Source organism: Sphingomonas sp. 2SG (assembly GCF_005503285.1).
GTDB lineage: Bacteria > Pseudomonadota > Alphaproteobacteria > Sphingomonadales > Sphingomonadaceae > Sphingomonas > Sphingomonas taxi.
Genome location: NZ_SCMZ01000017.1, coordinates 62,399 through 76,609, shown reverse-complemented (window position 1 = coordinate 76,609; position 14,211 = coordinate 62,399). Strand labels below are relative to the sequence as shown.

The 14,211-nt window shown below is 67.7% G+C and carries 13 protein-coding genes, 2 tRNA genes and 1 pseudogene; 9 read left to right on the top strand and 7 right to left on the bottom strand.

Features of this window, described 5'->3' with window-relative positions; genetic code table 11:
• Together FFS23_RS20080 and FFS23_RS09315 are read left to right on the top strand one after the other, a co-directional pair.
• Nucleotides 1-920, top strand: a pseudogene (locus FFS23_RS20080) (hypothetical protein); the annotation flags it as partial.
• 344 nt (nt 921-1,264) lie between these two features.
• On the top strand, nt 1,265-1,678 hold the full coding sequence (locus FFS23_RS09315; RefSeq protein ID WP_038660735.1) for a hypothetical protein: 414 nt from the start codon (nt 1,265-1,267) through the stop codon (nt 1,676-1,678).
• 57 nt (nt 1,679-1,735) lie between these two features.
• On the opposite strand, the gene lepA is transcribed toward FFS23_RS09315, so the two are convergent.
• Nucleotides 1,736-3,559 (bottom strand): translation elongation factor 4, encoded by a 1,824-nt coding sequence (gene lepA, locus FFS23_RS09310; protein WP_038660738.1) that lies wholly within the window; start codon nt 3,557-3,559, stop codon nt 1,736-1,738.
• Between the two features lie 197 nt (nt 3,560-3,756).
• On the opposite strand from lepA, the gene FFS23_RS09305 reads away from it, so the two are divergent.
• The gene (locus tag FFS23_RS09305; RefSeq protein ID WP_171009437.1) at nt 3,757-4,626 is read left to right on the top strand and encodes a CsgG/HfaB family protein; all 870 of its coding nucleotides are present in this window, start codon (nt 3,757-3,759) and stop codon (nt 4,624-4,626) included.
• Between the two features lie 39 nt (nt 4,627-4,665).
• Here FFS23_RS09305 and FFS23_RS09300 read toward each other — a convergent pair whose 3' ends face one another.
• Together FFS23_RS09300 and pnuC are read right to left on the bottom strand one after the other, a co-directional pair.
• Entirely contained in the window at nt 4,666-5,190 is a 525-nt protein-coding gene (locus FFS23_RS09300; RefSeq protein ID WP_137898391.1) for an AAA family ATPase, read from the bottom strand.
• Complete coding sequence (pnuC, locus tag FFS23_RS09295; protein ID WP_081974345.1) at nt 5,187-5,759, bottom strand: nicotinamide riboside transporter PnuC; 573 nt, start codon at nt 5,757-5,759, stop codon at nt 5,187-5,189. Before pnuC ends, FFS23_RS09300 begins: the two co-directional genes overlap by 4 nt.
• Nucleotides 5,760-5,899: 140 nt before the next feature.
• Here pnuC and FFS23_RS09290 point away from each other — a divergent pair.
• The 3 genes from FFS23_RS09290 to FFS23_RS09280 all read left to right on the top strand — a co-directional run bounded on the left by FFS23_RS09290 (nt 5,900) and on the right by FFS23_RS09280 (nt 6,563).
• Nucleotides 5,900-5,976: transfer RNA gene (locus FFS23_RS09290), tRNA-Pro, on the top strand.
• A 32-nt stretch (nt 5,977-6,008) separates the two neighbouring features.
• Nucleotides 6,009-6,085 (top strand) — tRNA-Arg (locus FFS23_RS09285).
• Nucleotides 6,086-6,113: 28 nt separating this feature from the next.
• Nucleotides 6,114-6,563 carry a hypothetical protein gene (locus tag FFS23_RS09280; RefSeq protein WP_137898390.1) on the top strand — a complete coding sequence of 150 codons (450 nt, stop codon included), beginning with the start codon at nt 6,114-6,116 and terminating at the stop codon, nt 6,561-6,563.
• 197 nt (nt 6,564-6,760) lie between these two features.
• Here the strand turns inward: FFS23_RS09280 and FFS23_RS09275 are convergent, their stop codons facing one another.
• Entirely contained in the window at nt 6,761-7,354 is a 594-nt protein-coding gene (locus FFS23_RS09275; protein WP_038660748.1) for a cysteine hydrolase family protein, read from the bottom strand.
• Between the two features lie 68 nt (nt 7,355-7,422).
• Between FFS23_RS09275 and dinB the strand changes: the two genes are divergently transcribed.
• Entirely contained in the window at nt 7,423-8,514 is a 1,092-nt protein-coding gene (gene dinB / locus FFS23_RS09270) for a DNA polymerase IV (protein ID WP_137898389.1), read from the top strand.
• Between the two features lie 7 nt (nt 8,515-8,521).
• Here the strand turns inward: dinB and FFS23_RS09265 are convergent, their stop codons facing one another.
• The gene (locus FFS23_RS09265; protein ID WP_137898388.1) at nt 8,522-10,768 is read right to left on the bottom strand and encodes a S9 family peptidase; all 2,247 of its coding nucleotides are present in this window, start codon (nt 10,766-10,768) and stop codon (nt 8,522-8,524) included.
• A gap of 196 nt (nt 10,769-10,964) precedes the next feature.
• Between FFS23_RS09265 and rplK the strand changes: the two genes are divergently transcribed.
• Together rplK and rplA are read left to right on the top strand one after the other, a co-directional pair.
• Nucleotides 10,965-11,396: a 50S ribosomal protein L11 gene (gene rplK, locus FFS23_RS09260; RefSeq protein ID WP_037530328.1), complete on the top strand. Its 432-nt coding sequence runs from the start codon at nt 10,965-10,967 to the stop codon at nt 11,394-11,396.
• Nucleotides 11,397-11,400: 4 nt separating this feature from the next.
• A complete protein-coding gene (rplA, locus tag FFS23_RS09255; protein ID WP_137898387.1) occupies nt 11,401-12,093 on the top strand; it encodes a 50S ribosomal protein L1 in 693 nt (230 codons plus the stop codon).
• A gap of 661 nt (nt 12,094-12,754) precedes the next feature.
• Here rplA and FFS23_RS09250 read toward each other — a convergent pair.
• Together FFS23_RS09250 and FFS23_RS09245 are read right to left on the bottom strand one after the other, a co-directional pair.
• Complete coding sequence (locus tag FFS23_RS09250; protein WP_137898386.1) at nt 12,755-13,600, bottom strand: oxidoreductase; 846 nt, start codon at nt 13,598-13,600, stop codon at nt 12,755-12,757.
• Nucleotides 13,601-13,676: 76 nt separating this feature from the next.
• Complete coding sequence (locus FFS23_RS09245) at nt 13,677-14,198, bottom strand: PilZ domain-containing protein (protein ID WP_052075532.1); 522 nt, start codon at nt 14,196-14,198, stop codon at nt 13,677-13,679.
• Between the last annotated feature and the right edge of the window lie 13 nt (nt 14,199-14,211).

The following is a 14,211-nucleotide window of genomic DNA, read 5'->3' as shown; positions in this document are numbered from 1 at the left end:
CTCCCGTCCCCCGCCTGCGCGACCGCCACGACGGCTGGACGCCCGAGCGACAGCGCGCCTTCATCGCCGCGCTCGCCGATTGCGGATCGGTGCGCAGCGCCGCAAGCATGGTCAATATGTCGTCGGAAAGCGCCTATGCCCTGCGTCGCCATCCGCAGGCCGCCGGCTTCCGCGCCGCCTGGCACGCCGCGCAAGGCATGGGCGTGCTGCGCCTCAAGGACGAAGCCTTCGAGCGCGCGATTCACGGCGAACTCGTGCCGGTGATGTCCGCCGGCAAGCTGATGGGCTTCCGTCGCAAGCGCAACGACCGGCTGCTGATGTTCATCCTGCGCCATTATGGCGCGACGCCGGACGACCGCCGCCACACCATCCGCCACATCACCGCGCAGGCCACCGCCGTCGCGATTGCGACGAGCCCCGATGCCGCGGCCCCCGACGCCGCCACCACGCAAGCCGCCGCGCAGGCGACCATCACCGCCGGCACCCCGCCCGCAGCCGATGACGACGCGGCGCACGCCGCGACGCTCGCCGCCTTCGCCGGCGTCCCGCTCGATCCGGCGGCGCAGGCCGAAATCCTCGCCGCGCTCGCCGCCAACGCCGCCCGCGCCCACGCGCTGCCGCCGGAAGACGACCCCGACGTTCCCTATCTCCCGCTCGACGCGGACGGCCACCATCACGCTCTGCTCGAAGGAGTCGGCGACGACCTGCCTCCCCCTTATGCGTCCGGCGAGCCCGAATGGCGCCTGCTTGACGATCCCGCCGCGCTCGACGCGATCGAGGCGGCGACCCGATGCGTCGCTGACGCGAGGATCAGCGGCGACTGGGACCGCGAAAGCGAAAAGCTGTCCGCCGACCGCGCCCGCAAGGCCGACCGCGACGCCCGGCTCGAAGGTGGCTGGGAGGGATATGTGGAGGACTAGGCCGGCTCGACAGTCGATATCCTCGCCGGTTCCGGACGACGATCATCGCTGAAGCCTCCCCCCTCGTCACCCCAGGCTCGACCCGGGGTCCCGCTTCTTCCTGATCGGCAACCGTAAGGGCGTAGCGGGACCCCGGATCAAGTCCGGAGTGACGGATCGAAGGTGTCGAGGTCGCGGCACCAATGAATGCCGATCCGGCCTCGCCATCGTGCGGTGTAAGTGGCGATGCCAGGACTGAAACTGGAGGTCTGGTCTTCGCCGTCGTGACCCGATCACGCGCATCCACTCAAACCGGAACCATCACTCCTCCCGCCCATTGTCGCGAGCGTAACGAGGAGTATGCCATGTTTCGTCCCATCCTGATCGGCGCCGCGCTGATCGCCGCGCCGGTCGTTGCGCAGACCACCCCCACGCCGCCGACCCCGACCGAGCAGCGCGACGATGCCGTCGCGGCCGAGACCGCACCCGAAGTCGCCGCCGCCAATCGTCAGGTCGGCGCCGTGGCGAGCTTCGACAATGGCGCGGTCACCGCGGTCAATGCCGCCAACGAGGCGCGCTATCAGGCGGACGTGCGCCGCTACCGTGCCGCGATGCGCGCACGCCGCCACACGATCGCCGCCGATGCCGCGCTCCAGTCCGATCGCGAGCGCGCCTATGCGATGGCGATGGCCGACTGGCGCGATCAGGTCGCCGCCTGCAAGCGCGGCCGCACCCGCGCATGCCGCATGCCGAGCCCGAACCCCGCCAATTACATGTGATCCTGTCCCGGCTCGAACCGCGACGCCCGACAATGATCGGGCGTCGCGGCTTCGGGCCTAGCTCTCGTCGCCCATGCGCAGCGCGGCGATGAACGCCTCCTGCGGGATGCTGACCGAGCCGTATTCGCGCATCTTCGCCTTGCCCTTCTTCTGCTTGTCGAGCAGCTTGCGCTTGCGGGTGGCGTCGCCGCCATAGCATTTCGCGGTGACGTCCTTGCGCATCGCGCTGATCGTCTCGCGCGCGATCACCTTGCCGCCGATCGCCGCCTGGATCGGGATCTTGAACAAATGGCGCGGGATCAGCTCCTTCAGCCGCTCGACCATGCCGCGGCCGCGCACCTCGGCGGTGCCGCGGTGGACGATCATGCTGAGCGCGTCGACCGGCTCCTCGTTGACGAGGATGCTCATCTTGACGAGGTCGCCCTCGCGATAGCCGATCTGTTGATAGTCGAAGCTGGCATAGCCCTTCGACAGCGATTTCAGCCGGTCGTAGAAGTCGAACACCACTTCGTTGAGCGGCAGTTCGTAGGTCGCCTGCGCGCGCCCGCCGACATAGGTCAGATTCTGCTGGATGCCGCGCCGGTCCTGGCAGAGCTTGAGGATCGAGCCGAGATATTCGTCGGGGACGTAGATCGTCGCATTGATCCACGGCTCGCTGATCGTCTTGATCTTGTTGACGTCGGGCATGTCGGCGGGATTGTGCAGATCGATCTGCGTGATCCCCGCCGGATCGGGATGCGTCAGCTCGATCTGATAGACCACCGACGGCGCGGTGGTGATGAGGTCGAGATCATATTCGCGGGTCAGCCGCTCCTGGATGATCTCGAGGTGGAGCAGGCCGAGGAAGCCGCAGCGGAAGCCGAAGCCGAGCGCCGCCGACGTCTCCATCTCGAAGCTGAAGCTGGCATCGTTGAGGCGCAGCTTGCTGATCGATTCGCGCAGTTTCTCGAAATCGTTGGCATCGACCGGGAACAGGCCGCAGAACACCACCGGCTGGACTTCCTTGAACCCCGGCAGCGCCTCGGCGGCGGGGCGCTTGGTGTCGGTCAGCGTGTCGCCGACGCGCGCCTGCGCGACGTCCTTGATCTGTGCGGTGATGAAGCCGATCTCGCCCGGCCCGAGGTCGGTGAGCTGCTCGATCTTCGGCCGGAAACAGCCGACGCGATCGACCAGATGCGTGGTGCCGGCCTGCATGAAGCTGACCTGCTGCCCCTTCTTCAGCACGCCGGCCATGACGCGGACGAGGATGACGACGCCGAGATACGGATCGTACCAGCTGTCGACCAGCATCGCCTTCAGCGGCGCGGTGGGATCGCCCTTGGGCGGCGGGATGCGCGTGACGATCGCCTCGAGGATCTCGTCGATGCCGATCCCCGATTTGGCGCTGGCCAGCACCGCCTGCGACGCGTCGATGCCGATGACGTCCTCGATCTCCTTGCGCACCTGTTCGGGTTCGGCAGCGGGCAGGTCGATCTTGTTGATGACGGGCACGATTTCATGATCGTGCTCGATCGACTGATAGACGTTGGCGAGCGTCTGCGCCTCGACCCCCTGCGCCGCGTCGACCACCAGCAGCGCACCTTCGCAGGCGGCGAGGCTGCGGCTGACCTCATAGGCGAAGTCGACGTGCCCCGGCGTGTCCATCAGGTTGAGCGTATAGGTCACGCCGTCCTTGGCGGGATAGGACAGGCGCACCGTCTGCGCCTTGATCGTGATCCCGCGTTCCTTCTCGATATCCATGTTATCAAGCACCTGGCTCGACATCTCACGATCGGTCAGCCCTCCTGTCCTTTGGATCAGACGGTCGGCGAGGGTCGACTTGCCATGGTCGATATGCGCGATGATTGAGAAGTTACGGATCGTGTCGGGAGGAGTAGCCATATCGCCACGCGCCTAGCGCACCAGCGGGCCGGGTGCTAGATGCCGACGGCTCCGGGACGCCGATCAAGGGGGCTCCGCGACGACGTCCCGAGCGAGCTGATCGCTTGGGAGGAACAGTGGAAGTGAGAAAGCAGATACTTATCGCCGCATTGGCCGGCGTGGGACTGGTCGTGTCCGGCGTCGCGGACGCGCAGAAGCTGGCCCGCGAGTCGAGCGGGCAGAAGCTCCAGACCAAATTGTCCGCCGAGGTGCCGCATTGCGTGCGCAAGCTCGGCACCCTCTCGATCGCCGACGGCGACGATCCGCACTGGTGGACGCAATACAGCCTCGCCCCGCCTTCCAAGCTGCTCAAGGTGCTCGTCCAGCGGTCGGGCTGCTTCAACCTCGTCGATCGCGGCACCGGCCTCAACGCCGCGCAGATCGAGCGCAACATCGGCGGCAATCTGGGGCTGCAGCGCGGCGCCAACGTCGGCCAAGGCCAGATCAAGGCGGCCGATTACGTGATGGTCGCCGAGATCCAGGGCGCCAACAGCAACGTCAGCGGCAATGCCGTCGCGGGCGTCGCGGGCGGGCTGCTCGGCGGCGCGGTCGGCGGCCTCAAGAGCAAGAAGATGGAGGCGAACACCGTCCTGTCGCTGACCAACGTCCGCACCACCGAGACGCTCGCCACCGAGGAAGGCTATGCCGCCAAGAACAACCTCGCCTTCGGCGGTGGCGGCTTCCTGTCGGTCGCCGGCGCAGCGGGCGGCGGCTATGACAATACCGAGATCGGCCGGATCGTGACCTTGTCCTTCATCCAGGCCTATTCGAAGCTGGTCACCGGGCTCGGCCTCGTCACCCCGGGCGACGCCGGCACCGCACAGGCCGCTCCCGCCAAGACCTTCACCGCGCAGGCGCCGGTCGCGCTGCGCGAGAGCGGGCTCGCGTCGAGCAAGGTGCTGCGGACGCTGCCGACCGGCGCGATCGTCTACCCGACCGGCAAGAAGGACGGCCTGTGGTGGGAAGTCGCCGACGAGAACGACAACGTCGGCTGGGTGCTCAACACCAAGCTCGCCCCGTCGAGCTGATGCGCGGGGGGACGGCCCGCCACGTGGCAGGCCGTCCCCTCAATCGCGGCTCAGCGCCTCGATCGCGCGCAGCGCGTTGAGGTAGCGCGTCGAGCCCTGCCCCGACACCAGCGCCCAGCGCACGCCGCGCTCCTCCAGCACCGCCTTGCTCAGCTCGAAGAAGCGCCGCCGCGCCGCTTCGCCGCCGAACATCCGCGTGCCGTCGTCCTCCCACGGCAGGTCGATGTCGAACAGCAGATAGATGTCGGCGGTGTTGCTCCACGTCGCGAACCATGCGTCGCGCCGCCGGAACATCATGTCCGCCCACACCGCGGTCATCAGCGGATCGGTGTCCATGATCACCGGATAGCTGCGCTCGGCGAGTGCATGGCGGACCTTGGCATCGTGGCCCTTCCCGATCTCGACGAGGTCGGCCATCGTCAGATCGGTGCCGAACGCCTCGCAATAGGCGCGGCCGAACTCGGCGACGCAGGGCACGCCGCCGAAATGCTGCGCCAGCCGCGGCATCATCGTCGACTTGCCGGTACTCTCCGGCCCGTGCAGACAGATCGAACGCAACGTCATGCCAATGCCATCCTGCCCTGCCGCCCGCGTGCGCGCCGCCAATCGATCAGCCCCCATATCGAAAGGCCGAGCAGCACCAGATACAGGCCGGTGGTGAACATCAATCCCTTGGCGGCATAGAGCGGCACGCTGGCGACATCGACCGCGATCCACACCCACCAGCTCTCGATCGCGCGCCGCGCCTGCATCACCTGCGCCGCGACCGAGGCGATCGCGATGCCGCCGTCCCACCATGGATAGGAGGCATCGGTATAACGGTGCATCAGCGTGCCCCAGACCAGGCAGGCGACGATGCCGCCACCCAGCCACGTCACGCGCGTCGCCGGATCGAGCCGCTCGACCACCACCTCGCCCGCATCTGCTCGGCTACGCGCCCAATTGGCCCAGCCATAAAGATTGGCGGCGAAGAAGAAGCCCTGCAGCAGCGCGTCGCTGTAGAGATTCGCGCCGACGAACACCCAGCCGTAGATCGCCACCGCCGCGAGCGCGACCGGATAGTTCCACACGCTGCGCGCCGCGACCAGCGCGACGTTGACGATGACGAGTGCGGCGGCAAGCGCTTCGACCATATTCACCGGCTCTGCCTAGGACGTTGCACGCGGATTTCGCAAGGGTGCGATTCCGGCGCTTGCATCCGCTATCCGGCGTGGGTATAGGCGCGCCTCCAAGCACGGACGGACCCTTTCCAAGGGCCCCGGACGTACTCCGTCGGGGAGTAGCTCAGCCTGGTAGAGCACTGTCTTCGGGAGGCAGGGGCCGGAGGTTCGAATCCTCTCTTCCCGACCATTATATCCGCCGCGGCTCCCGCCGTGGCACATGCACCCATAGCTCAGCTGGATAGAGCATCAGACTACGAATCTGAGGGTCGGGCGTTCGAATCGCTCTGGGTGCACCATTTTTCAAATCATGCCGGAGCCACGATCGTGGTGGACAAGAGCTGGGGCACGCCCTCGCCATCGGCGGACTTCCGCGTCCGCAGCAATCTCACCCTCGAACAACGCGCGGCCGAACGCGCCGCCGCCCGAGAGGCGCGGGCACGCGAGCGTGCCGGCGACACCGAACAGCGCTTGAAGGAACGGCTCGCCAGCCGCGAGGCCGAGATGCGCGAGCGCGAACAGGCCCGCGAAGCCCGCCGCGAGGAGGAACAGCGACTGGCGGAAGGCGATCCCCATGCCGCCGCCGCACAGCGCCGCCGCGGCTCGGGCCGCAAGGACGTGGTGCGCGAACAACGCGATACGCGCGGCTATGCCACGGTGGTCGATATCGCCCGGATGCGCGAGCTGGCGAAGCGCGGCGCCTCGCTCACCGGCCTCGCCGGCGCCTTCGGAATTTCGGTGGAAGCGGTCGAGGAGGCGCTCGCAGAAAGCGACTGACGCTCCCCGCCCGGCCGATCAGCCGGCGCGCTGGCGACGGTAGGCGATACGGTAGGCGATGATGTGGACGATCAGGCTCAGCACGTAACACCTCGGCAATGCCGCAGGGGTGCGGCTCATTGGCGCGCCTATGTGCCCCGCTGCCCGCGTGCACAAATGCAACCTCGGTCGTCCCGGTTGCAGCGCGAACAATCGTCCTAACCGGCGGCGGCGACCCATTCGGCCAGCGACAATTCGCCGGTCGGCCGAATCTCCGCCTGCATGCTGTTCGCCATGATCTCCAGCGCCCAGCGCGTCCGCGCATCATGGTCGCCCGCCACCCCGTCGGACGGCACCCATAGATCATATTGCCGCATATGCGCGTCGGCAGCGGTGAACAGCACGCAGATGTCGGCGGCGACCCCGGTGAGCACCAGCCGGCTCGCGCCCAGTTGCGGCAGAAGCACCGGCAGGTTGGTCGCGTAGAAACCGGAAAACTGCGGCTTGATGATGAAATAGTCGGTGTCGCGCGGTCGCAGCGCCTCGGTCAGCGCCTGCCCCAGCGATGCGCGCGACAGCGTCTCCTCGATCAGCTTGTCGCGATCGGAATGCCATTGCCCGTCGTTGTCGTTGACGTAAATCACCGGCACGCCGGCAGCGTCCGCCGCGTCGCGCAGCGCGAGGATCGGCGCGATCGTCGCCTCCGCCGATTCCTTCAGCCGATCGCCGCCGTCGAAGTCGAGTGCGTTGATCATGTCGATGATGATGAGCGCGGTATGCCCCGCGGCGGGAGGAAGCTGCTGTTGCGCCATGCAACATCCGTAACGCTTTTGCCGCGGCGGCGCCTTGATCTGTAATGCGTTTGGAACGAAACGGGATCATGGCCGATGGCGAAACGCCTCCTCAGCGAAAGGTGATCCATGTCGACATGGACGCTTTCTACGCGTCGGTGGAGCAGCGCGACGATCCGACGTTGCGCGGCAAGCCGGTCGCGGTCGGCGGATCGCGCGCGCGCGGCGTCGTCGCCGCGGCGAGCTACGAGGCGCGGGCGTTCGGCGTGCGATCGGCGATGCCGTCGGTCACCGCATTGCGCCGCTGCCCCGACCTCGTCTTCGTCCGGCCGCGCTTCGACGTCTATCACGCCGTCTCGCAGCAGATCCGCGCGATCTTCGCCGATTACAGCGACGCGATCGAGCCTTTGTCGCTCGACGAGGCCTATCTCGACGTCACCACCGACGTACGCGGACTCGGCTCGGCGAGCGCGATCGCCGAGGAGATCCGCGCCCGCATCCGCGCCGATACCGGCCTCACCGCCTCGGCCGGAGTGAGCTACAACAAATTCATCGCCAAGCTTGCCTCCGACCAGAACAAGCCCGACGGGCTCTGCGTCATCCCGCCGCACAAGGGCGCGGCGTTCGTCGCCTCTCTACCGGTCAAGCGCTTCCACGGCGTGGGACCGGTCACCGCCAAGCGGATGGAGCAGCTCGGCATCCTCACCGGCGCCGACCTGCGCGACCGCCCCCTGCCCTTCCTCCAGGCGCATTTCGGTTCCTACGCCGACTATCTGTTCGCAGCGGCGCGCGGCGTCGATCATCGCCCGGTGCGCGCCCACCGCGAGGCCAAATCGGTCGGTGCCGAGCGGACGTTCGAGACCAATCTCTCCGCGCGCGACGAGCTGCACGCCGCGCTCGCCCGCGTCGCCGAGGCGGCCTGGGTGCGGATCGAACGATCGGGGGTGCGGGGCCGGACGGTGACGCTGAAGCTCCGCCACGCCGACTTCCGCACGATGACGCGGGCCCGATCGCTCGCGCTGCCGGTGACCAGCGAGGCCGACTTTCTGCGCATCGGCGACGAACTGCTCGACGCACAGCTGCCGGTGCCCGACGGCGTGCGGCTGCTCGGCCTGACGCTGTCGGGCATCCTGCGCGACGCCGCCGACGCGGAGGAGGTTCAGCCCAGCCTGCCGCTGTGAGCGCGGATCACCGCCCACCCGGCGGCAGATTGGTCTCGAGGTAGCGCGTCATCAGCGAATAGAGGTGCAGGCTGGTGCCCGGCTTCTCGTAGATGCCGTGCGTGCGGTCCGGATAGGCCATCATCGTGAAGGGCTTGTTGGCGGCGATCAGCCGATCCTCGAGCTGTTCGAGATTCTGGTAATGGACGTTGTCGTCGCCGGTGCCGTGGATGACGAGCAGATTGCCCGTCAGCCCCGTAGCATAGGTGATGGGCGACCCCGCCTTGTAGCCCGCTTCATTGTCCGCCGGCAGACCCATGTACCGCTCCTGATAGACGGTGTCGTAGAGCATCTGGTCGGAGACGGCGGCGACGGCGATGCCGGTCTTGAACAGCTCGGGGAAGCGGAACATCGCGTGCAACGTGCTCGATCCGCCGCCGCTCCAGCCCCAGATGCCGATCCGCGCCGGATCGATATAGGGCCGCTCGGCGATCAGCTTGCGGACACCGGCGGCATAATCCTCCGGCCCGACGACGCCGAGCCGGCGATAGATGCTCTTGCGCCAGTCGCGTCCCCGCGGCGTGTTGGTGCCGCGCGGATCGATGCTGGCGACGATGTAGCCGCGCTCGGCGAGCATGCGATGCCACAAGGCGGTATTGCCGCCCCAGGCGTCGGCGACCGTCTGTCCCCAGGGTTCGCCATAGACCTGGAACAGCACCGGATAGCGTTTGGCGGGATCGAAGCCCGCCGGCTTCATGATCCAGGCGTCGACCGACACCCCCTTGCCGAGATCGAGCCGGGTGAACTCGGTCGGCCCGAGCGGCTCGTGCGCGATCTCGTCCTGCAAGGCGGCGTTGCGGGCGAGCACGCGCACGGGGGCCTGCGTGGTGAGGTCGATCATCTCGGTCACCGGCGCGCGGTCGATCGCCGAGACGGTGTGCCGCGCCCAATGCGCGCCGGGGGCGATGTCATAGCCGTGCGTCCCCGCCTGCCCCGCCGGCGTCACCCGCTCGACCCGCGGCTTGCCGGTCAGCGTGGCGCGATAGAGGTAGCGCTGCGTCGGATTGTCCGGCGAGGCGGTGAACCACGCCCAGCCCTGCGTCTCGTCCACGCGCAGCAGGCTGACGACGTCGAACCTGCCGGGGGTGCGCAGGCTCGGCGCCTTGCCGTCGGCAGCGGCGACGTACAGATGCCGCCAGCCGTCGCGCTCGCTCAGCCAGGTGAAGCGCTTGCCGCCGTCGAGCCAGGTCGGATCGCCATTGGCCTCGACCCATGCGGCGTCGCGTTCGACGAACACCGGCCGCGTCGTTCCGCTGGCGGGATCGGCGAGCAGCAGCCGATAGGTGTTCTGCAGCCGGTTGGCATATTGCAGGAACAGCTTGCCGCTGGTCCCCGCCCAGCTCATCTGCGGCACGTAATTCTGGCGCGGATCGCCGGTCAGGCCGATCCATCGCGTCGCGCCGCTCGCCACGTCGATCGTGCCGACGCGCACCGCCGAATTGGTGGTGCCGACCTTGGGATATTGCAGCGGGATCGGCCGGGAATATTGCCCCACCGTGTTGCTGATCATGTAGAAGGTGCCGACCCCGGACGTGTCGAACCGCCAGAAGGCGATCGTCTTGGAATCCGGGCTCCACGACCATGCCTTGCGGAGGTAGAACTCCTCTTCATACACCCAGTCGCCGAGGCCGTTGACGATCAGGTCGCTGCCGTCGCGGGTGAGCTGCCGCGGCGGCGCATCGCCCGCGCTCGGCTCGACGTACAGATTGTTGGCGCGGACATAGGCGATGCGGCTGCCGTCGGGCGAGAAGTCCGCGTACATCAGGCTGGCGGGCGGCGCATCGCCGCCGATCCGGCGCAGCGTTTTGGCGGCGACATCGAACAGCCAATAGTCGCCGAGCGCCCGGGTGCGGCGAAAGCGCGTGCCGTTGGTGAAGATCAACAGCCGTTTGCCGTCCGCAGACCAGGCATAGCTCTGGATCGCGATCGGCTTGCCCGTTGCCGGCACGACGAGGTCGCCTGCCGCGACCAGCACGGTGCGCGTGTTGCGCGCGACGTCGTAGCGGACGAGGTCGGTGCCGTCGGCGACCGCATTGGACGGCTCGATCGCGTCATAGCCCTTGCCATCGGCGGTCCATTCGCCGCCCTCGACGCGATCCATCGGGATCGCCTTGTCGCCGAAGATGCGCTCCAGCGTCAGCGGCGTCGATTGCGCCGCCGCGGGCACGGGTTGCGACATCGTGGCGAGGCCGGCGAGGATCAGGGCATTGCGCATCGTCTTCAGACTTCCCCATCTGCTGTTTGCGAGATGGTATCGCACGATCCCGCCCCCGTATACGATCGTCAGATCCGCACCGCCCTTGCCCCGCCGCCCGCTTTCCGCTAACGGCCGCCGCTTCCACGCTTTGGCTGGATGCTTGCGGGAGGGCGGAGACGCCCGCTCGGACCGCTAAACTTGAAACGAGAGTGACATGGCAAAGAAGATCACAGGTTACATTAACCTGCAGGTTCCTGCAGGCGACGCCAAGCCCGCCCCGCCGATCGGCCCGGCCCTCGGTCAGCGCGGCGTCAACATCATGGAATTCTGCAAGGCGTTCAACGCGCAGACGACCGACATGGACAAGGGCACGCCGCTGCCCACCAAGATCACCGTCTATGCCGACCGTTCGTTCAGCTTCGAGATCAAGACGCCGCCGGCGTCGTTCCTGATCAAGAAGGCCGCCGGCCTGAAGTCGGGTTCGAAGGAGCCGGGCAAGGTCGTCGCGGGCAAGATCGCGCGCAGCAAGCTGACCGAGATCGCCCAGACCAAGATGAAGGATCTGAACGCCAACGACATCGAGGCTGCGACCAAGATCATCGAAGGCTCCGCCCGCGCGATGGGCCTCGAAGTGACGGAGGGCTGAGATCATGGCCAAGCTGACCAAGAAGCAGAAGTCCAACGCCGTGAACCCTGAGACGCTGCACGGCGTCGACCAGGCGATCGCGCTGGCCAAGCAGAACGCCACCGCCAAGTTCGACGAGACCATCGAGGTCGCGCTGAACCTGGGCGTCGATCCGCGCCACGCCGACCAGATGGTCCGCGGCGTCGTCACGCTGCCCGCCGGCACCGGCAAGACCGTCCGCGTCGGCGTCTTCGCCCGCGGCGCGAAGGCCGAGGAGGCTCTGGCCGCCGGTGCCGACGTCGTCGGTGCGGAAGACCTGATGGAGACGATCCAGGGTGGCACGATCGATTTCGATCGCTGCATCGCGACCCCGGACATGATGGGCGTCGTCGGTCGCCTCGGTAAGGTGCTCGGCCCCAAGGGCCTGATGCCGAACCCGAAGCTCGGCACCGTGACGATGAACGTCGCCGAAGCGGTCAAGGCCGCCAAGGGCGGTCAGGTCGAGTATCGCGTCGAGAAGGCTGGCATCATCCACTCGGGGATCGGCAAGGCGTCGTTCACGCAGGAAGACCTGCGTCGCAACTTCGACGCGCTGGTCGACGCCGTGGTGCGTGCCAAGCCGTCGGGCGCCAAGGGCAAGTATGTCCGCAAGGTCGCCGTCAGCTCGACGATGGGCCCGGGCATCCGCGTCGACACCACCGAGGTCGCAGGCGCCTAAGCCTTTCGCGCCACGCGAATACGAAAAGGGCCGGGAGCAATCCCGGCCCTTTTTGTTGGTGCGGATAGGTATCCAAATTGCTTGGTCGGCCCGGACTGAACCTAGGTGGGATCGACATTCATTGGCGCGGTGACTTCGCACATTCAATCCGTCACCCCGGACTTGATCCGGGGTCCCGCTATCGACTCCATGGTTGCCGAGCAGGGTGAAGTGGCCCCCCGGGTCAAGCCCGGGGTGACGGAAGTGCAAACAAGCGTATGTACCCCGGCGAAGGCCGGGGCCCAGTTGGGAAGGCGGCGGTACGTCGTCGCCAACCTCCACCCAACTGGGCCCCGGCCTTCGCAGGGGGATAGCCTTGACGGGTATCGGGCCGACTTTCGCCAAAGCCTCGACCGAGCCCGGGGCCCACCGGGACGCGGGAGCACGGTAGAGGCTCATGCCATTCGTCCCGCCACAGGGCGGACTCCGGACCATGGCTAGACCTCTACTAAAGCCACCCAGTGCTCCTGCGAAAGCAGGAGCCCAGGAGTCTCGAACGCCATAAGACGTTATTTTACTTGGCTCTGGGCTCCTGCTTTCGCAGGAGCACTAGGCTGACCTACCAGTAGTCCGGACTTTCGCAGAGGCCTCGAACACGTCCGGGTGACAGGCATAAGCGAGCCTACGCCGGAAAATCCGCCCCCAGCGCCTGCTCGCGCAGGCCCTCGATCTCCGCGAGCCGCTCCTTGAGCTTGGCGGTCACCGCCTCGAAGCCGAACTTGCCGAGCACCAGATGGCGCGGCGGCGTGTCCGCCTCAGCGGCGGCGATGATCGCCTCGCCCGCACGCACCGGGTCGCCGGCCTGTTCGCCGCTGATCTGCTTGGTCGATTCCATCCGCTTGCCCGCGGTCTCGGCATAATCCGCGATCCGCACCGGCGTCTGCTGCAGCGACCGGCCCGCCCAATCGGTGCGGAACGGTCCCGGCTCGACGCAGGTCACCGCGATGCCGAGCGGCCCGACCTCGGCGGCGAGACTGTCCGACCAGCCCTCCACGGCATGTTTGGACGCCGCATAATAGCCCGATCCCGGAAATCCGATCAGCCCGGCGACCGAGGTGAAGTTGATGACGTGACCGGCCCGCTGCGCGCGCATGCCGGGCAGCACCGCGCGGGTCAGCGCGAACAGGCCGAAGACGTTGGTGTCGAATTGCGCGCGGATCGCCCCCTCCTCGCCTTCCTCGACGCTCGCCTGATAGCCGTAGCCGGCGTTGTTCACGAGCACGTCGATACGCCCGAACCGCTCCTGCGCCGCCGCGACCGCCGCACGCACCTGTCCGGCGTCGTTGACGTCGAGCGCGAGCGCCAGCGCGCGATCCCCGGCGCCCTCGACCAGATCGGCGACCCGCGCCGCATCGCGCGCGGTGACGACGACGCGCCAGCCACGGTCGAGGACGAGACGCGCTAGATCGCGGCCGAAGCCGGTGGAACAGCCGGTGATGAACCAGACGGGGGCGGATGGCAGCGTCATGATCGGAAAGCCTTGGACCAAGGGAAAGGATCGAACATCGGCAATGCCGCAGCCCGGTCCCGGTTCCTCGCCACGATCAGTTTCCGGCGGCGCTTCCCGTCGCATCGGCCCCGCCCGCCAGCGCCGCGCCCACCGCCGCGAATGGCCGCGACAGCACCGACCCGACCTCCTGCGCCGCAAACAGCGCCGCGGCACCGACCGCCGCGATCAGCACGACGAACTGGAATGCCGAGGCGAAACGCCGGCTCTGCGCCTCGCGCTCGGCAGCCGGCACGCGGCGGACCGCGCGGCGGTCGTCGTCGCCCGCATCGCTCCGCTGCGGCTTGTGCGCCGGCGGCTGAGCGGTGACGATACCCTGGATATCGATCGGGTCCTGCGTCCGCACCCCGAAGAAGGCGCCCTTCTGCCAGACCACGCGGCCGACGACGATATGATGGATGCGGCGGATCTCGATCACCGTTCCCGGCCGGCAGACCGGGCTGGACGATGCGAGCAGGCCGCGTGACGACATGTTGTGGATGACGACGTCGGTCCAGTCGGCGCCGGCGCGCATCCGGGCGCGGACCATCACCTTCACGCGCGGTTCCCGCGTCTTCATCGCTGGGACCGAT